This is a genomic window from Pseudomonas sp. PICF141 (assembly GCF_002286815.1).
GTDB lineage: Bacteria > Pseudomonadota > Gammaproteobacteria > Pseudomonadales > Pseudomonadaceae > Aquipseudomonas.
Genome location: NZ_MUNM01000016.1, coordinates 15,576 through 36,407 on the forward strand (window position 1 = coordinate 15,576; position 20,832 = coordinate 36,407).

19 protein-coding genes are annotated in these 20,832 nt (G+C 58.8%); 4 read left to right on the forward strand and 15 right to left on the reverse strand.

Features of this window, described 5'->3' with window-relative positions:
- The first annotated feature begins 46 nt into the window (after positions 1–46).
- Entirely contained in the window at positions 47–736 is a 690-nt protein-coding gene (locus BZL43_RS01255; RefSeq protein ID WP_095630617.1) for an energy-coupling factor ABC transporter permease, read from the forward strand.
- Between the two features lie 63 nt (positions 737–799).
- Positions 800–1,015 carry a hypothetical protein gene (locus BZL43_RS01260; RefSeq protein WP_095630618.1) on the forward strand — a complete coding sequence of 72 codons (216 nt, stop codon included), beginning with the start codon at positions 800–802 and terminating at the stop codon, positions 1,013–1,015.
- 9 nt (positions 1,016–1,024) lie between these two features.
- Here the strand turns inward: BZL43_RS01260 and yacG are convergent, their stop codons facing one another.
- Genes yacG through pilB form a run of 5 tightly spaced genes read right to left on the reverse strand, consistent with a single transcriptional unit; the run spans position 1,025 to position 5,636 of the window.
- Positions 1,025–1,225 (reverse strand): DNA gyrase inhibitor YacG, encoded by a 201-nt coding sequence (gene yacG / locus BZL43_RS01265; RefSeq protein ID WP_095630619.1) that lies wholly within the window; start codon positions 1,223–1,225, stop codon positions 1,025–1,027.
- Entirely contained in the window at positions 1,222–1,845 is a 624-nt protein-coding gene (coaE, locus tag BZL43_RS01270; RefSeq protein WP_095630620.1) for a dephospho-CoA kinase, read from the reverse strand. The genes yacG and coaE overlap by 4 nt, the downstream gene beginning before the upstream one ends.
- A complete protein-coding gene (locus tag BZL43_RS01275) occupies positions 1,842–2,714 on the reverse strand; it encodes an A24 family peptidase (RefSeq protein ID WP_095630621.1) in 873 nt (290 codons plus the stop codon). Before BZL43_RS01275 ends, coaE begins: the two co-directional genes overlap by 4 nt.
- Before the next feature lies 1 nt (position 2,715).
- The gene (locus BZL43_RS01280; RefSeq protein WP_095630622.1) at positions 2,716–3,933 is read right to left on the reverse strand and encodes a type II secretion system F family protein; all 1,218 of its coding nucleotides are present in this window, start codon (positions 3,931–3,933) and stop codon (positions 2,716–2,718) included.
- Positions 3,934–3,935: 2 nt separating this feature from the next.
- Positions 3,936–5,636, reverse strand: a complete 1,701-nt coding sequence (pilB, locus tag BZL43_RS01285) for a type IV-A pilus assembly ATPase PilB (RefSeq protein ID WP_095630623.1) — start codon at positions 5,634–5,636, stop codon at positions 3,936–3,938.
- 226 nt (positions 5,637–5,862) lie between these two features.
- On the opposite strand from pilB, the gene BZL43_RS01290 reads away from it, so the two are divergent.
- Both BZL43_RS01290 and BZL43_RS01295 read left to right on the forward strand, forming a co-directional pair.
- Complete coding sequence (locus BZL43_RS01290) at positions 5,863–6,294, forward strand: pilin (protein ID WP_095630624.1); 432 nt, start codon at positions 5,863–5,865, stop codon at positions 6,292–6,294.
- 316 nt (positions 6,295–6,610) lie between these two features.
- Entirely contained in the window at positions 6,611–6,973 is a 363-nt protein-coding gene (locus BZL43_RS01295; protein ID WP_095630625.1) for a BON domain-containing protein, read from the forward strand.
- A 276-nt stretch (positions 6,974–7,249) separates the two neighbouring features.
- Here the strand turns inward: BZL43_RS01295 and BZL43_RS01300 are convergent, their stop codons facing one another.
- The 10 genes from BZL43_RS01300 to BZL43_RS01345 form a co-directional block, all read right to left on the reverse strand.
- Complete coding sequence (locus BZL43_RS01300) at positions 7,250–7,546, reverse strand: DUF2845 domain-containing protein (protein ID WP_095630626.1); 297 nt, start codon at positions 7,544–7,546, stop codon at positions 7,250–7,252.
- Positions 7,546–10,533, reverse strand: coding sequence for a DUF748 domain-containing protein (locus BZL43_RS01305; RefSeq protein ID WP_095630627.1), 2,988 nt, complete (start codon positions 10,531–10,533; stop codon positions 7,546–7,548). Before BZL43_RS01305 ends, BZL43_RS01300 begins: the two co-directional genes overlap by 1 nt.
- Before the next feature lie 61 nt (positions 10,534–10,594).
- A complete protein-coding gene (locus BZL43_RS01310; RefSeq protein ID WP_095630628.1) occupies positions 10,595–11,611 on the reverse strand; it encodes a class I SAM-dependent rRNA methyltransferase in 1,017 nt (338 codons plus the stop codon).
- 195 nt (positions 11,612–11,806) lie between these two features.
- The gene (acs, locus tag BZL43_RS01315; protein WP_095630629.1) at positions 11,807–13,744 is read right to left on the reverse strand and encodes an acetate--CoA ligase; all 1,938 of its coding nucleotides are present in this window, start codon (positions 13,742–13,744) and stop codon (positions 11,807–11,809) included.
- Between the two features lie 232 nt (positions 13,745–13,976).
- Positions 13,977–15,641 (reverse strand): glucose-6-phosphate isomerase, encoded by a 1,665-nt coding sequence (gene pgi / locus BZL43_RS01320; RefSeq protein WP_095630630.1) that lies wholly within the window; start codon positions 15,639–15,641, stop codon positions 13,977–13,979.
- A gap of 230 nt (positions 15,642–15,871) precedes the next feature.
- Positions 15,872–16,252, reverse strand: coding sequence for an aspartate 1-decarboxylase (gene panD, locus BZL43_RS01325; protein WP_008153310.1), 381 nt, complete (start codon positions 16,250–16,252; stop codon positions 15,872–15,874).
- A gap of 243 nt (positions 16,253–16,495) precedes the next feature.
- Positions 16,496–17,356 carry a pantoate--beta-alanine ligase gene (gene panC / locus BZL43_RS01330; RefSeq protein ID WP_095630631.1) on the reverse strand — a complete coding sequence of 287 codons (861 nt, stop codon included), beginning with the start codon at positions 17,354–17,356 and terminating at the stop codon, positions 16,496–16,498.
- Positions 17,353–18,153, reverse strand: a complete 801-nt coding sequence (panB, locus tag BZL43_RS01335; RefSeq protein ID WP_095630632.1) for a 3-methyl-2-oxobutanoate hydroxymethyltransferase — start codon at positions 18,151–18,153, stop codon at positions 17,353–17,355. The genes panC and panB overlap by 4 nt, the downstream gene beginning before the upstream one ends.
- Before the next feature lie 374 nt (positions 18,154–18,527).
- A complete protein-coding gene (gene folK, locus BZL43_RS01340; RefSeq protein ID WP_095630633.1) occupies positions 18,528–19,013 on the reverse strand; it encodes a 2-amino-4-hydroxy-6-hydroxymethyldihydropteridine diphosphokinase in 486 nt (161 codons plus the stop codon).
- 3 nt (positions 19,014–19,016) lie between these two features.
- Positions 19,017–20,417 carry a polynucleotide adenylyltransferase PcnB gene (locus BZL43_RS01345; RefSeq protein ID WP_095630634.1) on the reverse strand — a complete coding sequence of 467 codons (1,401 nt, stop codon included), beginning with the start codon at positions 20,415–20,417 and terminating at the stop codon, positions 19,017–19,019.
- Positions 20,418–20,832 lie beyond the last annotated feature (415 nt).

Below are 20,832 nucleotides of genomic sequence, written 5' to 3' on the forward strand. Positions count from 1 at the left end.
ACAGTCTTGCGCTTATGCGGACCTCGCCGCCCAGGAAGGCACGCCCATGATCGGCGCCGAACTGCTGTCACAGCAAAGTCTCACAGTCGGCTGGCTGATTTACGTGCCGGTGGTGATCTGGGCTGCGTGTCGAGTGCCATGGGTCGAACTGTTCAGCGATAGTCGCCGTCAGCACCTGTTGTTCGGCACGGTGTTCGCGCTGTTCATGCTCTGGCTGGTGCGACGGGATTTCGATACCGGAGTGTCCTATCACTTCATCGGCATGACGGCCGTGACGTTATTGCTCGATTGGCCGTTGGCGATTGTCGGCGGATTGGTCGCGCAAACAGGATTGGTGTTGCTCGGGCGGCAGGACATGGTGGCCATGGGGGTCAACGGCGCGCTGCTGATTCTGCTGCCGGTGCTGATTACCGAATGCTGCGCCATCCTGGTCGAGCGCGCGCAGCCGCGTAATCCGTTTGTGTACATCTTCTGTTCGGGTTTTTTTGCCGCTGCATTGTCGGCCCTGTTGTGCCTGACGCTGGCGCTCACGCTGCTGTGGTACGACGAACGTTTCGCCATGCCGTATTGGCTGGCAGATTTTGTCGGCTACCTGTGGCTGCTGATTTTCCCGGAAGCCTTTATCAACGGCATGGTGGTCAGCGCATTGGTAGTGTTCTGCCCTGAGTGGCTGGAGACGTTCAATCGCACACGCTACCTTTCGGCCCCCTGGAAAGACGACGATCCCAAATCTTGATCCACATCAAATCCAAAAAACATTGCCGAATCCATGCTCTGGAAAACCTTCAGGAGCAATGGCATGAGTGTGTATGAGTGGGCCCGGCAGGAGTTGCGTCAGAGTCTGGATGTGGCGCAAGAGGTGGGCTTCGATCCGGGGTTGAGCCTGCGCGCCTTGCTCAGTGCAGTGGTGCAGCAGAGCAAGGCGGTACGCAATCCAGAAGACCTGGCCGATGAGTTGCGGTTTCTCGCCGAGAACCTCGACGAGGGCCAGGACTATGGCTTTATGCGGCCCTGAGGGGCGGGATCAGTGGCGCGGGGCGAAGTCTTCGCTGAACATTTCGTCTTCGGCATCCGGGCTCACCGGGATCTTGTGTTCTTCCGACGCCCAGGCGCCCAGGTCGATCAGTTTGCAACGATCTGAACAGAATGGCCGGAACTTGCTTTCCGGGCTCCATTCGACAGGGGCGCCACAGGTTGGGCAATCGACGGTCGGGATTTGGCTCATGACTGGCCTCCAGGCAAAGTAAGGTAAAAATGATGCAGGCGTTCGACCTCGCTGTGCAGCCAGGCGAGGTCGCGGTCGTTGACCACCACATCGTCGGCATGGCTCACGCGGTCCTGTCGGCTGGCCTGGGCCTTGAGGATCGCCTGGACCTGCTGTTCGCTGGTCTGGTCACGCTGCAGGGTGCGTTCGATCTGTAACTGTTCCGGAGCATCGATTACCAAAACCCGTTGGGTCATGGCGTACTGCCCGGACTCGATCAGCAGTGGCGAAACCAGAATCGCGTAAGGCGATTGTGCCTTGGCCAGATGCTGAGTGATTTCTTCGGCGATCAGCGGATGCAACAGCGCTTCGAGCCAGCGGCGTTCCTCTGGCACTTCGAAGATCAGCTTGCGCAGCGCGGCGCGATCCAGTTGGCCGTCGGCTTGCAGCACGCCGGGGCCAAAGTGCTCGGCGATCTTCGCCAGTGCCGGGCGCCCCGGCTCCACCACCCAGCGAGCCGCATGATCGGCGTCCACCACGTGCACGCCCAGATCGATGAAGTGCTGGGCGGCGGCGCTTTTGCCGCTGCCTATACCGCCGGTCAGGCCGAGAATCCAGGGTTTTTTCACAGGGGTATTCATTTCAAACCGATGAACTGCCAATAGAAGCCGGTTATTTGACCACCCCAGAGCAAGGCAATCCAGCCGGCAATGGCCAGATAGGGGCCAAAGGGCAGCGGCGTCGAGGTTTTCGCGTCTCGCAGGCGCAGCACAACCACCCCGATGATGGCGCCCAGCAGCGATGACAGCAGGATGGTCAGCGGCAGGATCTGCCAGCCGCCCCAGGCCCCAAGCATCGCCAACAGCTTGAAGTCACCGTAGCCGATGCCATCCTTGCCGGTGATCAGCTTGAACAGCCAGAACACCGTCCACAGCGCCATGTAGCCGGCCACCGCGCCCCAAAACGCGTCATGCAGTGAAACGAAGAGCCCGAAACTATTGACGATCAGCCCCAGCCATATCAACGGCAGCACCAGCACGTCCGGCAACAGCTGATGCTCGGCGTCGATCAGGCTCATCGCCAACAGGCCCCAGCTCAGGATCAGCACCATGCAGGCCTGCCAGCCGAAACCGAAATGCCAGGCGACGAACGCCGACAGCACGCCGCAGGCCAGTTCGGTGAGCGGGTAACGTTTGCTGATCGGCGTCGCGCAGTTCGAGCATCGCCCGCGTAAAAACAGATAGCTGAGTAGCGGAATGTTTTCCCACGCTCGAATCCGATGGCCACAGTCGGGGCATTCGGAATGAGGCAGTATCAGGTTATAAGTCGGGGCAGGGGCTTCGGGGGGCAAGTCCAGGACGTCATGGGCCTGCAAGCGCCATTCACGCTCAAGCATTTTCGGCAGGCGCCAGACCACCACGTTGAGGAAACTGCCGACCAGCAAACCGATCACCGATGCGGTGATCGTGAAAGCCAGCGGGTCGAGACTCAGAAATTCGTTCAAGGACATATCAGATCGCTGAGCCGAGTTGGAAAATGGGCAGGTACATCGCAACCACCAGGCCGCCGACGATAACCCCCAGCACCACCATGATGAAAGGCTCCATCAGGCTGGTCAGGTTATCGACCATGTTATCCACCTCGTCCTCGTAGAAGCTTGCGACCTTGTCGAGCATGTCGTCCAGTGCGCCAGACTCTTCGCCGATGGCCGTCATCTGGATCGCCATGGTCGGAAAGATGCCGGAGGTGCGCATGGCAAAATTCAGCTGCATGCCGGTTGAAACGTCCTGTCGGATGCGTAACACCGCTCGCTTGAACACGATGTTGCCGGTTGCGCCCGCCACTGAATCCAGAGCCTCGACCAGTGGCACGCCGGCGGCGAAAGTCGTCGACAAGGTGCGGGCGTAACGGGCCACGGCGGACTTGTACATGAGCGCGCCAACCAACGGCAGTTTCAGCAGCCAGGTGTCCATTCGGTCCCGAAAGCCCGGGGACTTTTTGAAAGCATGGCGGATGCCGAAAATCAGCGCACCCAACATACCCAGCACCATCCACCACCAGGCCTGCAGGAACTCCGACAAGCCGATGACCATCACGGTGAACGCTGGCAGTTCGGCGCCAAACCCCGAGAACACCGACTCGAACTGCGGCACAACCTTGACCAGCAGAATCCCGGTCACAATGATCGCGACGAACACCACCGCCAGCGGATAGGTCATGGCTTTCTTGATCTTGGCCTTGAGGCTTTCGCTCTTTTCCTTGTAGGTCGCAACCCGTTCCAGCAGGGTATCCAGAGCGCCGGCCTGTTCGCCGGCATCCACCAGGTTGCAATACAGTTCATCGAAGTACTGGGGCTTTTTGCGCAGGGCCGCGGCGAAGCTGTTGCCGGCCGCGACTTCCTGTTTCACCTCGTCCACCAGCTTGCGCATGTTCGGGTTATCGAAGCCTTCGCTGATAATGTCGAACGATTGCAGCAACGGTACGCCGGCTTTCATCATGGTCGCCATCTGCCGGGTAAACAGGGCAATGTCCAGGGCCTTGATGCGTTTGCCGGCGTTGAAAATGGACGCGGTTTTTTTCCGCACCTTGCCCGGGTTGATCCCTTGCTTGCGTAACTGAGCCTTGATCAGCGCGGGATTCTGGCCGGTCAATTCGCCGGTCATTCTTGCGCCTTTTTTGTCGGTGCCTTCCCAGGCATATACGCTGATTTTCGCTGCTTTGACCGCCATGTTCAGTCCTTCGTGACCCGGTTGATTTCTTCAAGGCTGGTGATGCCTTGCATGGCCTTGAGCAGGCCCGAAGTACGCAGGTCGTTGAATCCGTCCTTACGCATCTGGGTGTCGATTTCCAGTGAATTGCCTTCGGCCATGATCAGCCGTTGCAGGTCAGGGGTGTTCTTTACCACTTCATAAATCCCTACTCGCCCTTTGTAACCGCTGTTGCATTGATCGCAACCGACCGGTTCATAGATCGTGAACGAGCCGATGCGTTCCTCGGGAAAGCCTTCCTTGAGCAATGCCTCACGGGGAATCTCGATGGGCTTTTTGCAATGACTGCACAGTTTGCGCGCCAGCCGCTGGGCGATGATCAGGCTGACCGACGTCGCGATGTTGAACCCCTGAATCCCCATGTTGTGCAAGCGGGTCAGGGTTTGCGCGGCGCTGTTGGTGTGCAGGGTCGAAAGCACCATGTGCCCGGTCTGGGCAGCCTTGATGGCGATTTCGGCGGTTTCGAGATCACGGATTTCACCGACCATGATCACGTCCGGGTCCTGACGCAGAAACGAGCGCAGCGCCTGGGCGAAATCCAGTCCTTGTCTGGGATTGACGTTGACCTGGTTGATGCCTTCGATGTTGATTTCAACCGGGTCTTCGGCAGTGGAAATATTGATATCGACGGTGTTGAGGATGTTCAGCCCGGTATACAGCGATACGGTCTTGCCCGAGCCGGTGGGGCCGGTCACCAGAATCATTCCCTGTGGCTGCTTGAGCGCGGCGATATACAGGTCTTTCTGGTCGGGTTCGTAACCGAGGGCATCGATGCCCATTTGGGCACTGGACGGGTCGAGGATCCGGATCACTACCTTCTCGCCCCACAGGGTCGGCAGGGTGTTGACCCGAAAGTCGATGGACTTGCTTTTGGACAGGCGCATCTTGATTCGCCCGTCCTGGGGTTTGCGCCGCTCGGAGATGTCGAGACTGGCCATGACCTTCAACCGCGAAGCAATGCGGTTGGCCAGTTGTGTCGGCGGCCTGGCGACCTCCCGCAGCATGCCGTCGGTACGCATCCGCACGCGGTAGATTCTTTCATAGGGTTCGAAATGCAAATCGGAAGAACCGCTCTTGATCGCATCGAGCAGCATCTTGTGAACGAAGCGCACCACCGGCGCGTCATCGGCGTCTTGCCCCACAAGGACGTCTTGTTTCTGCTCATCGACCGACTCGATGTCCAGCCCATCAAGGTCGACATCGGCCATGTCTTCCAGGCCGGTGGAGTGGTTGTCGAAGAATTTTTCGATGGCATCGCTGAGTTTGTCTTCTTCCACCAGGATGGCTTCGGTACTCAGCCCGGTGCTGAACTGGATGTCGTTGATGGCCTGGTGATTGCTCGGGTCGGAGATTCCCACGAACAGCTTGTTACCACGCCGCCAGAGGGGCAGGGCATGGTGCTGACGGATCAGCTTCTCACTGACCAGGCCTCGGGGCTGGGTATCCTTGTCCAGGCAGTTGAGGTCCAGCAGGGCCATGCCGAAATGCTCCGAGGCCACCTCGGCGACCTGCCAGCTTTTCAGCAGTTTGTTTTGCACCAGATAACTGACCAGCGAAATTCGATTGCGTTGGGCTTGCTGATACGCCTGTTGCGCACTTTGGTCAGTGATCAGCTCGGCCAATACCAATTGCTTGGCCAGACCGCTAAGGGCGATGTCATTCATTGGGGTTCCGGACGCAGACAGTGAATGACTTATAGCCTAGTCAAGCAATGGAGCCAAACCAGCTGGGGGGTGGTGACAAAAAGTGTCAGATAGTGCGGATCCGTGGACCAGGAAAGGTCTTTACCGCAATCTTTCGCCCAGCAGGCAGGGCCACGCGCGGCTTGGCATGACCTGTGCTGTACCTTGTTCAGATCATGAGATTCCGACTCATGCATGGAGCCTGTCTATGAAAAATCAAAATGGTTTTACCCTGATCGAACTGTTGATCGTGGTGGCGATCATCGGGATTCTGGCGACGTTTGCGTTGCCGCAGTATTCGAAGTACCAGGCGCGGGCGAAGGTCACCGCTGCGGTTGCAGAAATTTCGGCACTGAAGGTGCCTTTCGAAGACATCATCAATCAAGGCACCAATATTGCCACCCCCGCCGAGATCGGCGCGGTGAGCGCCACGGGTAATTGCACGATTTCGGCGACGGGTACCGCCTCTTCCGGTGTGGGCAGTATTGGTTGCACTATTGTCAATGCACCGGGGCCGGTGCTCGGTAAAACCGTCACACTTTCGCGCACACTTGCCGGTGGCTGGACGTGCTCCACGACGGTCGATTCAGAATACGCTCCTAAAGGCTGCCCTGCCGCTGCCGCTGCCGCGAGCTCCTGATCCATTCATCTTGCCAATGCCCCGCGTTTAACGACGCGGGGCATTTTTTTGTTCGCTATTTTTTGGGCCATTCCGATAATCGAGAAACCCCCGACAATTCATGGCCTTAGGCCTGCGTTAAAACCCGCATGTTGCATGTAGATAATTTCGCAGTCATGCAATTTGCATGATTTCGAAAATGACCGCTGTTATTAACTGATTGATTTATAAGCATTTATTTTTTATCGAGCAGTTGGCACAGCGTTCGCACTCTCTCTCCAGTAACCCTGCTGACAAGACACGCAGCAGACTTTCCAGAAATACAGGAGTTACTTGTATGAAGAAGTTCGCTATCGCTGCCGCTACTGCTACCGCGTTGACCCTGACCCTGACCATGGCCAACGCCGCATTTGCACAGACCACCCAAGCGACTCAGGCACCCTTGATGCTGGCCGCCGGTGAAGTCACTGAAGCGAAAGAGGATGTTTCCGATACCTGGATCACGACCAAAGTCAAAGCCGATCTGCTGACCGAAAAAGGCATTCCTGGCACTGACATCAAGGTCGAAACCAACAAAGGCGTTGTTTCCCTGTCTTCCATGACTGTTCTGACTGATGCTCAGAAAACAACCGCCGTGGCTATTGCCAAGAAAATCAAAGGTGTCAAAGCGGTTTCCGCTGATGGCCTGAAATCCGAGTAAGGCAAGGCTTCTCGCCTGGACCGGGAGAAGGTGCGGTGGACGGGCCGAGTCATACGTCTGCCGCCACTTGAAGGTTCATGCGCAAGGCCACAAGGATGTGGTCATTACAGGCCCCGGCATTCGTGTCGGGGCCTGTCCTATTTGCAGCAACGCATCACTTGTAGGAGCGAGGTTTGCCCGCGAAGAACGATTACGCGGTATCCCTGATGGACCGAGGTGGCTGGTTCGCCGGCAAGCCTGGCTCCTGCATTAGGGAAGTGGGGCAAGCTCGATTGTTCAATTCCCACGCTTGCTGGTGATTCGAACCAACCGGTTGCCTTCAAAACGCAGGTACTGGTACATCCCGCTATTGGGCCCGTAGGTCCATTCCTCGACCTGAAACTCTTCCCGCCGATTGGCGCTGCGCTTGTAGCCCAGCAAGTCGCGGGCAATGGGCTCTCCGCATTTTTGCAGCACCTCGCTGGTCCTGTCTCCGACGCTGATCAATTGGCTACCGCAGCGCAAGGTGTCAGCCGCCACTGCCTGGCCGGCAGCCAGCGCCAAGGCCAGGCTCAGAAGCCAGCGCGCGCCCATCATTCGGCATCCAGATGCATGGACGTGATAACCCGGCCATCGCTCTGTGCCTCGCCAAGGCTGGCGTCGATGAAGTACACACGGTCATCGGCCAACTGACCCTTTTCCACCAGATAATCCTTGATGCTGCTGGCCCGTTCTTGCCCCAGTTGACGCAATAGCACCTCGCTGGAACTCCAGAACGCGATCACGTTTTCACGCATTTTGTTGCTACGTTCTTCCTTGCCCAGATCCTTCCATTCGGCTGGCGGCTGGGTCTTGAGGCGCGTGCGGTAAATCCCTTCCAGCAGCGGGCCTTTCTCGTTGTCCGGTACGTCCAGCAACGAGGCCTGGGCCGGTACTTTGTCACCGCGACGCTGGAGCATTTTGTAGTAGTTGTACTGGTATTCCCGCTCCAGGCGTTGCTCGGCAATCAGCGGGCCATCGCTGCTCTTGGCGGCGGTGCCTTCGATTTCCAGGCGCAGGGCCGGACGTTCCTTGAGTGCTTGGGACAGTTTGACCAGCGCGGCTTCGGCGTCTTTGCTCAGGTCACTCGAACCCGGTGCGAATGCCACGCTGCCCAAATCTTCCGAGCCTCCGCCGCTGACCAGGCCGCCAATCATTTTGAACGGCGCTGCGGCGGCTTTCACGATCAGGTTGCGCAGGGTCTGCCAGACGATAGGCATGACACTGAACTGTGGGTTGTTCAGGTCGCCGCTCACCGGCAGTTCGATGGAGATCTTGCCGTCGACATCCTTGAGCAAGGCAATCGCCAGTTTCAGTGGCAGGCTAACGGCGTCCGGGCTGTCGACCTTTTCACCCAGTTGCAGCTGCTCGACCACCACTTTGTTTTCGGCCAAGAGCTGGCCATTGGTGATCTTGTAATGCAGGTCGAGGTTGAGCCGGCCCTTGCGGATACGGTAACCGGCGAACTTGCCGGAGTAGGGCGTCAGCGTGGTCAGTTCCACCCGTTTGAAACTGGTGGCGATGTCCAGGCTGGCCATCGGGTCGAACGGGTTGACCGAACCCTCGATGGTCACCGGTGCATAGCGGTCGACCTTGCCTTCGATGTCGACGCTGGCCGGTTTGGCCTGGCGGCTGTCGATGGTGCCGATCTTCCCGTTGAGCTGTTGAACGGCGGTGGCGAAGTTCGGGGTCAGGCTGAAGTCGGCGAAGTTTGCCGAACCGTCATTGATGGCAACGCCGCCAATGTGGATGCCCAGCGGTTTTTCTTTTCCGGCTGCCGGTTTGGCCGAGGTTGCCGGGGGGGCGGTATCGGCGGGTTGCGGGATCAGCAGATCATCAACGTTGGTGGTGCGATCATCGTTGATCATGAAGCGCGCATAGGGCTGGAACAGGCTGACCTTGTCGATCGACAGGCTGTCGCCATGCTGATAGTTCAGGCCTTCGAGCACCAACTGTTGCCACTTGAGGAAGTCGCGGGTTTTCAGGGTGTCGAGGGTATGCAGCTGATCGACCTGGGCTTTGCCTGTGATGTTGAAGGCCAGCGGTTCGGTGCTTTTCAGATCGACCGCCAGATCACTGCCCAGCATGCCGCTGCGCAGTTCAAGACGAATGAACGGGTTGATGTAGGACTGGGCGACACGCAGGTCGATGTCTTTGGTCTGCACGTTCAGTTTGGCGCTGATCGGGGCCAGATTGACCATGCCATCTGCGCTGATCTTGCCTTGCTTGCCCACGCCGGTGTCGAGCTTGAGGTTGAAAGGAGAACCGTTGAGGCTGTCGAAATTTTGCAGGTCCAGGTTCAGCGGCCCCAGCTCCAGGGCCACCGCCGGTTGTGCCTTGCGGTCGGCCAGATGCACCTGATAGTCACGTAGCTGCACGTCTTTGAGCAGCACCTGCCAAGGCTTGCTCGGCGCGCTCGGTTCAGGTTTCGGTGAATCGGCAGCCGCTGGTGTACTGCTCGGTTCGGCATTGGCCTTGGCCGCCGCTTTGGACGGCTGGCTGGCGAACAGCTTTTGCCAGTCGAGTTGCCCGTCGGCTTCGAGGGCGGCCCAGGTTTCCAGTTTTTTGCTGCGAATCTTGCCGACCACTACTTGCTGTTTGGCCAGGTCCACAGTGGTTTCGCTGATGTCCAGCCGCTCGAGCTTGGCCAGTGGTCGACCGTCCGGGGTCTTGATGGAGAAAGGCGCGACACTGACGGCAACGTTGCTCAGCAGCAGTTCGGTTTCTTTGGCCAGGTTGAGTTTGTAATCGGTGCTGAGGCTGACGACGCCCTCTTCAAGTGCGAGTGGCACGGCATCACGCACATAGGGCCAGAAGGATTTCATCTTCCCGTCAGTGATTTTCAGCTTACCTTCGGAGGCGATCGGGATCAGGCTGAAATTACCGGTCCAGTCGATCTGTCCACCTGCCGGGCCGACGGCGACCAATGTCATGTCGGCGCTGTCTTCGGGCAGGGTGCTGAGGTTTTTCAATTCGAAATCGAGTTTGTCGTAGAGGAACTCGATGGGTTCGCTGGGCCGTGCATCCTCGAAATGCAAGGAGCCGCCGGCCAGTTTGATCCGCTCCACGCGCAGCGGGAATGGTTGGGCGTCCGGGTCGGCCGGGGTCGGGTCGCTGGCGGGGATTTTGAACAGACCGAGCAGGTTGAGTTTGCCGTCCTTGTCGAAGAGGATTTCGGTCTTGGGTTTATCCAGTTCGATATCGGACAGATGCAGCGCTTTGGTCCAGAGGCTGTCGATCTGCAGGTTGGCGTAGAGCCGTTCGAAGCCTATTTGCTCCTTGCCCGGCTCGCCAATGACCAGGCCCCAAAGGGTGACTTCAAGGCTGAACGGGTTGAGTTCGATCCGCTGAATCGTCGCCGGTGTCGTGGCGTAGTTGGCCAATTGCTGGTTGGCGATTCGCAACGCGATGCCCGGCAAAATCAGAAACCCCAGCAGGCTGTAAAGAGCCAGGGCAGTCAACAAGGCGCCGATAGCGCGAATCAATCCTTTGGGCATGTGCGGCTTCATCTGTCGGAATCGGAGTGCCTTGGAGTATGGCATGCGTTTGCGGTTCCGAAGCAACCACGCTTTATAGGATTTATCTGATTATCGGCGCGGATTTTCAGAGCTGCAGAATCAGGGTTTTCAATGGCGGCTGTTGATCCTTCGACGGGAAATCGCTGCCTGGCGTCAGCACGCTCCACTCCCGCACCGGGCGCCCGGCCTTCTCGGCGCAGCGCAGAACCTGTTCGCGCCAATCGTCCATGCTGACCTTCGCCAGGTTGTTGCAGCAGATCAGCACCCCATCCTTGGCGGTGGTCAGCAGCGCCGGTTTGAGCAGGCTTTGATAGTCACGCAACAGGTCGACCGTACCGAAAGCACTCTTGGCCCAGGCCGGTGGATCGAGCAATACCAGATCGTACTGACGCGGCTCCAGGCGTTGATAACCTGGCAGTTTCTGCCCGCGGCGCTGGCTGATCGGCAGACCAGCCAATTGGCGAATGGCCGGAAAGTAATCGGACTGAATGAACTCCATTGTCGGCAATTGCGGGTTAAGCAAGCCGTTCTCACGACCGACCGCCAGATTGCCTTCGGCAAAGTCCAGGTTACACACTTCGCTCGCACCACCCGCCGCGGCGCTGAGGCCGACGCCACAGGTGTAGGCAAACAGGTTCAGCACACTTTTGTTTTGGCTGTGCGCCTTGACCCAGCCGCGAGCATTGCGCAGGTCGAGAAACAGCAACGGGTCTTGGCCGGCGTGGCGCCCGCGAACCCGGTAGTTCAGGCCCCATTCGTGGCCGACCAGATCTTGCAGGGCCGCTTCGTCGGCGCGGTAGATGGGGTCTTCGCGGTCGATGCGCGAGTTGCCACGGGAACGGTCGTTGTAGACCAGCAGCGTGTCGAAACCCAGCTGTTGATTGACGGTTTCGTGCAGTTGCAGCAGGGCGTCACGCTCCAGCGTCTGGTGAAAACTCTGTACTAATAATTGCGGACCGTAGCGGTCGATGGTCAGGCCGCCGGCGCCTTCCTGGCTGCCGTGGAACAGGCGATAGCAATCGGTGCCTTGCTGATGCAACTCGGCAAGCAGGTCCTGACGATGATCGAGGGCGGCGCGCAGCGCCTGATTCAAGGAAGACATGCTGAGCGCCTTGCAGGAGGAAATTGGGGGCGCGGAAGTTTAACAGCTTGGACGATGAAGAACCTGTACCTGTCCCTGTAACTGTACCTGTAACTGTAGGAGCGAGGCTTGCCCGCGAAGACGGCGGCACAGTCAACATTAATGTCGCCTGACACACCGCTTTCGCGGGCAAGCCTCGCTCCTACAGGGACAGGTTCATTGGTTCAGCCGTTGATCGATCAGCCCTTGCACCACGCTCGGGTCGGCGAGGGTCGAGGTGTCGCCCAGGCTGTCCAGTTCGTTACAGGCGATCTTGCGCAGAATTCGTCGCATGATCTTGCCCGAACGGGTTTTGGGCAGGGCCGGAGCCCACTGGATCAAGTCCGGTTTGGCGAAGTTGCCGATTTCCTTGCTGACATGCGCCAGCAACTGTTTCTTCAGTTCGTCGTTGGGTTCGGTGCCATTCATGGGCGTGACAAAGGCATAGATGCCTTGGCCTTTGACGTCGTGGGGATAACCGACCACGGCGGCCTCGGCGATGCTGTCGTGCAGCACCAGCGCGCTTTCCACTTCGGCCGTGCCGATGCGGTGTCCGGAGACGTTGATCACGTCGTCGATGCGGCCGGTGATCCAGTAGTCGCCGTCCTCGTCGCGGCGGGCGCCATCGCCGGTGAAGTAATAGCCGGGGCAGGGCTTGAAGTAGGTTTCGATCATCCGTTTCGGGTCGCCGTAGACGCTGCGGATCTGCGCCGGCCAGCTGGATTTGATGGCCAGTATGCCGCTGCCGGCGCCTTTGATTTCCTTGCCGTGTTCATCGAGCAATACCGGTTGTACACCGAACATCGGTTGCATGGCGCAACCGGGTTTGACCCGTTGGGTGCTGACCAGCGGGCTGAGCATGATGCCGCCGGTTTCGGTCTGCCACCAGGTATCGACAATCGGGCAGCGCTGCTCGCCGACCGTGTTGAAATACCACTCCCAGGCTTCCGGATTGATCGGTTCACCGACGGTGCCGAGCAATCGCAGGCTCTCGCGGGACGTTTCCTTCAACGGTTCGGGGCCTTCACGCATCAATGCGCGCAACGCGGTTGGAGCGGTGTAGAAGATATTCACGTGGTGTTTATCGATCACCTGCCAAAAGCGTGAAGTGCTGGGGTAGCTCGGTACGCCTTCGAAAATCAGCGTGGTCGCTCCGTTGGCTAGCGGCCCGTAGACGATGTAGCTATGGCCGGTGACCCAGCCGACATCGGCGGTGCACCAGAAAACCTCACCGTCGCGATAGTCGAACACGTACTTGAAGGTCATGGCGGCTTGCAGCAAATAGCCGCCGGTGGTGTGCAGCACGCCTTTGGGTTTGCCGGTGCTGCCAGAGGTGTAGAGGATAAACAGCGGGTCTTCGGCGTCCATCGGCTCTGGCGGGCAGTCGTCGCCAACATCGCGCACCGCCTGGTGATACCAGATATCTCGATCATCGACCCAGTTGACCTGGCCTTGGGTGCGCTCGACCACAATCACGGTGTTCACGTCGGGGCAGCTTTGCAGCGCCGTGTCGACATTCTGTTTGAGCGGCACAAATTTGCTACCGCGTACGCCTTCGTCAGCCGTGATCACGGTGCGGCAATCGGCGTCGAGAATCCGGTCACGCAACGAATCCGGGGAGAAGCCGCCGAACACCACCGAATGAATCGCGCCGATCCGCGCACAGGCGAGCATGGCGTAGGCAGCTTCGGGAATCATCGGCATGTAGATGCACACCCGGTCGCCCTTCTTCACTCCACGGCTTTTGAGCACGTTGGCCAGTCGACAAACGTTGTGATGGAGTCTTTTGTAGGTGATCTGGGCGGATTCGGCGGGGTCATCGCCTTCCCAGATGATCGCGATTTGATCGCCGCGTTTTTCCAGGTGACGATCGATGCAGTTGTAACTGACGTTTAACCTTGCGCCAGCGAACCAGCTTGCCTCACCGGTTTTCAGGTCATAACGCTGGACGGTTTGCCACGGCGCGCTCCAGTCGAGAAAGCGTGTGGCCTGTTCGGCCCAGAAGGTGCTGGGATGCTCGATGGATTGGCGGTACAGGCGATGGTAGTCGTCTTGACTTAACTGTGCAGCCCGGCGGACGGCATCGGCTTGGGGAAACGTGCTGATATCGAACATGACGGTTCCTTATTCTTGTTGCGACAAGAATAAAGATGCGCCGAGTGGGGGAAGGGTTCAAGTCAGATGCCGATCGGTGTGGAAGGTGCCGGCCGTAAAATTTGTGATCGCCGTAAACCAATGTGGGAGCGAGCCTGCTCGCGATGGGACATGACATTCAATGTTGATGTTGAATGTCAGACCGAAATCGCGAGCAGGCTCGCTCCCACAGGGGTAGTCGTGTGGCGTCAAATCACCCGCGGTGACGACCGCGGAAGTAGTTGATCAAGCCTTGGGTGGAAGCATCGTCGGCCGGGGTTTCTTCGCTGCCAACCAGGCGGTTGTAGACGCCTTTGCCCAGTTCCTTGCCCAGTTCCACGCCCCATTGGTCGAAGGCGTTGATGCCCCAGACCACGCTTTGCACGAAGACTTTGTGTTCGTACAGCGCCACCAGTGCGCCAAGGCGACGCGGGCTGATGCGTTCGACCACCAGGGTGTTGCTCGGACGGTTGCCCGGGATCACCTTGTGCGCGGCCAGTTTCTGCACTTCATCTTCGCTCATGCCCTTGTCACGCAACTCGGCTTCAGCCTCGGCGCGGGTCTTGCCGAGCATCAGTGCCTGGCTTTGCGACAGGCAGTTGGCGTACAGCCACTGGTGGTGGTCGGACACCGGGTTGAAGCTGACGATCGGCACGATAAAGTCGGCCGGAATCAGTTGGGTGCCTTGGTGCAGCAACTGGTGATAAGCGTGCTGGCCGTTGCAGCCGACGCCGCCCCAGATCACCGGGCCGGTATCGGTGGACACTGGCGTGCCGTCCTGGCGTACGCTCTTGCCGTTGGATTCCATGTCCAGCTGTTGCAAGTGTTTGGTGATGTTGCGCAGGTAGTGGTCGTACGGCAGGATCGCGTGGCTTTGCGCGCCCCAGAAGTTGCCGTACCAGACGCCGAGCAACGCCAGCAGTACCGGCATGTTCTGTTCGAATGGCGCGCTCTGGAAGTGCTGGTCCATGGTGTAGGCACCGGACAGCAGTTCCTTGAAGTTCGACATGCCGATGGCCAATGCGATCGGCAGACCGATAGCCGACCACAGCGAGTAACGCCCGCCAACCCAATCCCACATCGGGAAGATGTTTTCTTCGCGAATACCAAACGCTACCGCCGCTGCGTTGTTGCTGGAAACGGCGATGAAGTGACGATACAGCTCGGCTTCCGAACCGCCCTGAGCCAGATACCAGGCGCGTGCTGCCTGGGCGTTTTTCAGGGTTTCGAGGGTATTGAAGGATTTCGACGAGACGATGAACAGCGTGGTCTCGGCGCGCAGCTTCATGGTCAGTTCGTGGAATTCACTGCCGTCGATGTTCGCCAGGTAATGGCAGCGCACGCCTTTCTGGGCGTAGGACAACAGCGCTTCGGACACCAGTTCAGGGCCAAGGAACGAGCCACCGATGCCGATGTTGACCACGTCGGTGATCGGCTTCTCGGTGTAACCGCGCCACAAACCATCGTGGATGCGGCCCACGAGGTCGGTGATCTGGTTCAGCACTTTATGCACGTCGGGCATCACGTTGACGCCGTTGACCGACAGCTTGTCGCCCACCGGGCGGCGCAGTGCGGTGTGCAGGGCTGGACGTCCTTCGGAAGCGTTGACGATCTCGCCTGCGAACAGCGCTTTGATCGCGCCCTGCAGATCGACTTCGTTGGCCAGGCCCACCAGCAGGTTGCGGGTCTCGGCGTTGATCAGGTTTTTCGAGTAGTCGAGAAACAGGCCGCAGCTGCTGAGGGTGAATTGAGTAAAACGCTGCGGATCGGCATTAAAGGCTTCGCGCATGCTGAAATCCTGCATGGCTTGGCGGTGGTCATTCAGCGCTTGCCAGGCGGGCAGAGCGGTAACGTCGTGAGGGGTGCGGTAATACGCCATCGCTGCGGTTTTCCTTTTTACTTGAACGGCCTTTTGAACACGATAAATACCGGAGCGCCGTGGGCGGGCGTCCGGTCAACTGCGTCGACACGATTTCATGGCGCAGGGCGAACACAGTAAACCTCGCGCCACAATCTGTCTTGACTTTGTCTGACCTGCTCCCGGTACTTTTTTAACATTTAAACAGGGAGCGGTCCGACAAACGGAAGACAGACAGAGGAACGGTTCGATCAGGCGACCTGAACCGGAATGGCATTACTGGTGTGGCTCAACTCGTTACCCGGCGCCATGTAGAGCATGCGCGGCTTGAAGTTGAGCAGCTCGGCTTCGCTGTAATGGGCGTAAGCGCAGATGATCACGCGGTCGCCGACCTTGGCCTTGTGCGCCGCGGCTCCGTTGACCGAAATCATGCGCGAACCTTCTTCGCCACGAATCGCATAAGTGGTGAAGCGTTCGCCGTTGTCGATGTTATAGATCTGGATCTGTTCGTACTCACGGATGCCGGACAGGTCCAGCCATTCACCGTCGATGGCGCAAGAGCCTTCGTAATCGAGTACAGCGTGGGTAACTTCGGCGCGATGCAGCTTGGCCTTGAGCATGATGGCGTGCATGAGTGTTTCCCCAGGTCGGAATCGAACGGCGGGCAGTTTGCCCGAAGGCATGAAGGGCGGCAATACGATGTGGAAATAGACCCAGGACCCATGTGGGAGCGGGCCTGTGGCGAGGGAGCTTGCCCCCATTTGAGTGCATGGCACTCACAAGGTCGTGGGTACAACAGAGATTTTGGGGCTGCTTCGCTGCCCAACGGGGGCAAGCCCCCTCGCCACAGGCTTGCTCCACATTTTTTGCGGTGTCTAGAGGACGGCGTCGAGGTTCAGATGCAGGTTGTCGATCAACCGCGTCGTGCCCAGGAACGCTGCCACCAGAATCACCAGGTCCCGATCTTGCGCCGTCGCCGGTCGCAAGGTCAGCGCATGGCGAATTTCCAGATAGTCCACTCGCAGACCGGCGGCTTCGAGCTGCTTGATCTGCTCGTTGATCAGCGTCGGGTAATCGCGCTCGCCCTGTTTGATTGCATCGGCAATATGGGTCAGGGTGCGATAGACCACCGGCGCGATGGCCCGCTGTTCTTCGCTGAGGAAACCATTGCGCGACGACAGCGCCAGACCGTCGGCGGCCCGGACGGTAGGCTCGCCGATAATCTGGATCGGCATGTTCAAGTCATGCACCAGGGCGCGAATCACCGCCAGTTGCTGGAAGTCTTTCTGGCCGAAGATCGCCAGGTCCGGCTGGACCATATTGAACAGCTTGCTGACGACGGTCGCCACGCCTTCGAAATGCCCCGGACGGCTGGCGCCGCACAGGCCCTCGGACAGTTGTGGGACGCTGACGCGGGTCTGGCCGGCCATGCCATCGGGGTACATTTCTTCGACGGTGGGTGCGAACAGCAAATGGCAACCGGCCTGAAGCAGTTTCTCCTGATCGGCGGCCAGGGTTCGCGGGTATTTGTCGAGGTCTTCACCGGCGCCGAACTGCAGCGGGTTGACGAAAATGCTCGCGACCACGAAATCCACCCGCTGGGTGGCTTTGGTAACCAGCGCGATATGCCCGCTGTGCAGATTGCCCATGGTCGGCACAAAGCCGATACGTTTGCCTTCGCTACGGGCGCGGGCCACGGCGGCCCGCAGTTCGCGTACGGTTTTTACGGTGTTCATGCAGAGAATCCGTGTTCGATGCCAGGGAAAGTCGCCGCTTTGACTTCAGTGACGTAAGCGCTCAAGGCTGCCTGGACGCTGGTTTGGCCGGTCATGAAATTCTTCACGAATTTCGGCACGCGGCCGGTAATGGACAAGCCCAGCATGTCGTGCAAGACCAGCACCTGGCCGTCGGTGCCACTGCCGGCGCCGATACCGATTACCGGGATCTTCACCGCCTGGGAAATTTCTTCGGCCAGTTCGCTGGGCACACATTCGAGCAGCAGCATGGCCGCGCCAGCCTGTTCCAGGGAAATCGCGTCGGCACGCATCTGCCGCGCCTGATTTTCGTTGCGGCCCTGGACTTTATAGCCGCCGAGAATGTTGACCGATTGCGGCGTCAGCCCCATGTGCGCACACACCGGGATGCCACGTTCGGCCAGCAGACGGATCGAGTCCGCGAGCCACAATGCGCCTTCAACCTTGACCATGTGCGCACCGGCCTGCATCAACAGGGCGCTGTTGGTCATGGTTTGTTCGATAGTGGCGTAGGCCATGAACGGCAGATCAGCGAGGATCAAGGCATCGGTGTTGCCACGTTTGACGGCTGCCACGTGGTAGGCCATTTCGGCGGTGGTCACCGGCAGGGTGCTGTCGTGCCCCTGCAAAACCATGCCGAGGGAGTCGCCCACCAGCAGCACTTCAACCCCGGCCTCATTACAGGCATGGGCGAAGGTCGCGTCATAGCAGGTCAGCATGGTGATCTTTTCACCTTTCTGCTTGAGGCTCTGGAGCGTGGTCAGGGTGATGGCTGGCATGAAAAAATCCTCATTACAGGCGCTATGGAAACTACTGCGAGTAACGCGCGTGATTCGTCATTTATACAGGCGCACCTTCTTTCGTGGTGCTTGTAAGGCCTGGATTGCGCCCTTTGGCGCCGCGTTGGCGGCAGCGGGACGCCTATAGTCGTGAGGAGAACCCGGGAAGTCAATTGCGTGTGTTACCGCATTGTTACGCATGGGGTGTTACCGGCGTAACTGATGCGATTCAGCAGATTTTTGCTGCTGCACATCTTTGATACGACAGAAACCATTGTGGGAGCGGGCTTGCCCGCGATGGCGGACTGTCAGTCAACATTGATGTTGAATGTAAAGTCGCTATCGCGGGCAAGCCCGCTCCCACAAGGTTTTTGTCAATTTTGAGAGAGGCGTTCCAACCCGACGAACGGACAGTCGGCGAGTAATGCTGCGAGGCTACGGCCATCGGCCAGGCGCAGATCAGCCGGTGCCAGCTCGGCCAGCGGATAGAGCACAAAGGCTCGTTCCTGCAGATGATAGTGGGGGATTTTGAGGCGAGGTTCGTCGATCAGGCGATCGCCGAACAGCACGATGTCCAGGTCCAGCGTGCGTGGCCCCCAGCGTTCAAGGCGCTCGCGGCCCTGGTCGTTCTCGATGGCTTGCAGCGCATCGAGCAGGTCGAGCGGCGTGAGGCGGCTGTCGAGCGCGGCGACGGCGTTGGTATAGCGCGGTTGGCCGGGCAGCAGCGAGTCGCTTTGATAAAACCCGGAAACCCCGACCAGTTCGGTTTGCGGCAATCGCGCAAGCGCTTCGACAGCGCTACGCAACTGTTCGGCGGGATCAGCCAGATTGCTGCCCATGCCGATATAGACGCGTTCCATGGCTTATTCGCCTGTAACGCTCGGTGCGCCGGCAGCGCGCTTGCGCTTGGCACCGCCGCTGCGGCGACGTTTGCGGGGAGCGCCGGTACCGTCTTCCTTGCCACTCAAGTCGCGGATCATGTCCCGGCGTTCGCTGTCATTGGCATCCTGATAGTCGGTCCACCATTCGCCCAGGCCATCGGTCTGCTCACCGGCGCTTTCACGCAGCAGCAGGAAGTCGTAACCGGCACGGAACCGCGGATTGTCCAGTAACAGATCGGCGCGTTTGCCGCTGCGCCGTGGCAAGCGCTCCTGCATGTCCCAGATCTCGCGGATCGGCATAGTGAAGCGTTTCGGAATGGCGATGCGCTGGCACTGCTCGGCGATCAATTCGTGAGCGGCTTCCTGCATCGCCGGAATCGGCGGCATGCCGCGTTCCTGCAGACGCAACACACGGGCCGGCAGGGCAGGCCAGAGCAGGGCGGCAAACAGGAACGCCGGGGTGACCGGTTTGTTCTGTTTGATTCGCAGGTCTGTGTTGATCAGCGCTTCACTGATCAGCGTGTGGGTGTAGGTCGGGCTGTATTCCAACGCCGCCGCACTCGCCGGGAACAGCGGATCGAACAGCTGCAGGTCGACCAGCATTTCGAAGGTGTCCGCCGCATAGCCGGACAGGAACAGCTTGAGCACTTCTTCGAACAGACGAGCCGAAGGGATCTCGCGCAACAACGGTGCCAGTTCGCGAATGGGCGTGGCGCTGTGTTTTTCGATGCCGAAATTAAGCTTGGCGGCGAACCGCACGGCCCGCAGCATCCGCACCGGGTCTTCCTGGTAACGTTGCTTCGGATCGCCGATCAGGCGGATCAGGTGATTGCGGATGTCGTGTACGCCGTTGGCGTAATCGAGAATGCGCTCGCTGACTGGATCGTAATATAAGGCGTTGATGGTGAAGTCGCGGCGTTGCGCGTCTTCTTCCAGGGTGCCGTAGACGTTGTCGCGCAAAATGCGCCCGCTTTCATTGCGAGACGATTGGTTGCTGTCTTCGTCTTCGTCGTTTTGCGGGTGATTGGCGCGAAAGGTCGCGACTTCAATGATTTCGCGGCCAAAGTGGATATGCACCAGTTTGAAACGCCGACCGATGATCCGCGCGTTGCGGAATTCAGCGCGTACCTGTTCAGGCGTGGCGCTGGTGGCGACGTCGAAATCTTTCGGCGTGATGCCGAGCAGCATGTCACGCACACAGCCGCCGACCAGGTATGCCTGGTAACCGGCGTTCTGCAGGCGTTCGACGATATTCACCGCGTAACGGCTGAATTGTGCCTTTTGCAACGAATGTTGGCCGCTGTTGAGCACTTCAGGCGTACTGCGAATGTGTTGCGTGTGACGCTTGGGAGAACGGAATGACTGGAACAACTTCTTCAGCATGGGATGCACTGTTTGAAGGAATGTTCGGCCATAACGAAGAATGACCGCATGATGGGCGGGGATTCTAGCATTTAGTCAGGGGATGGTGTAGGACACAGCAGATTTGAGCTGCAAGTCGCAAGCCGCAAGCTACAGGAGGGGAGGTTTTTCAAATCGCAGAAACCACAAGGGGAGCCGAAGCTCCCCAAGAAGTAGTTGCATGCTCTATTTTTATTATTGGTTTCGGGCTTCTTGTTTTTGTTGAGCGCCCTCGCCATGAAGTTTTCCTTCATGACCCTCCCAATCGGGAGCCAAGAGCAAACGGATTGCTTTGGTCGCTGTGTTGCTGTGATCGTTCGATCCAACCAGTTCAGGCACTGTCTCGGGACAGTTTTTATTGTTCTCGGCCTGGTCGTGGGGCAAGCCCCAAATGCAA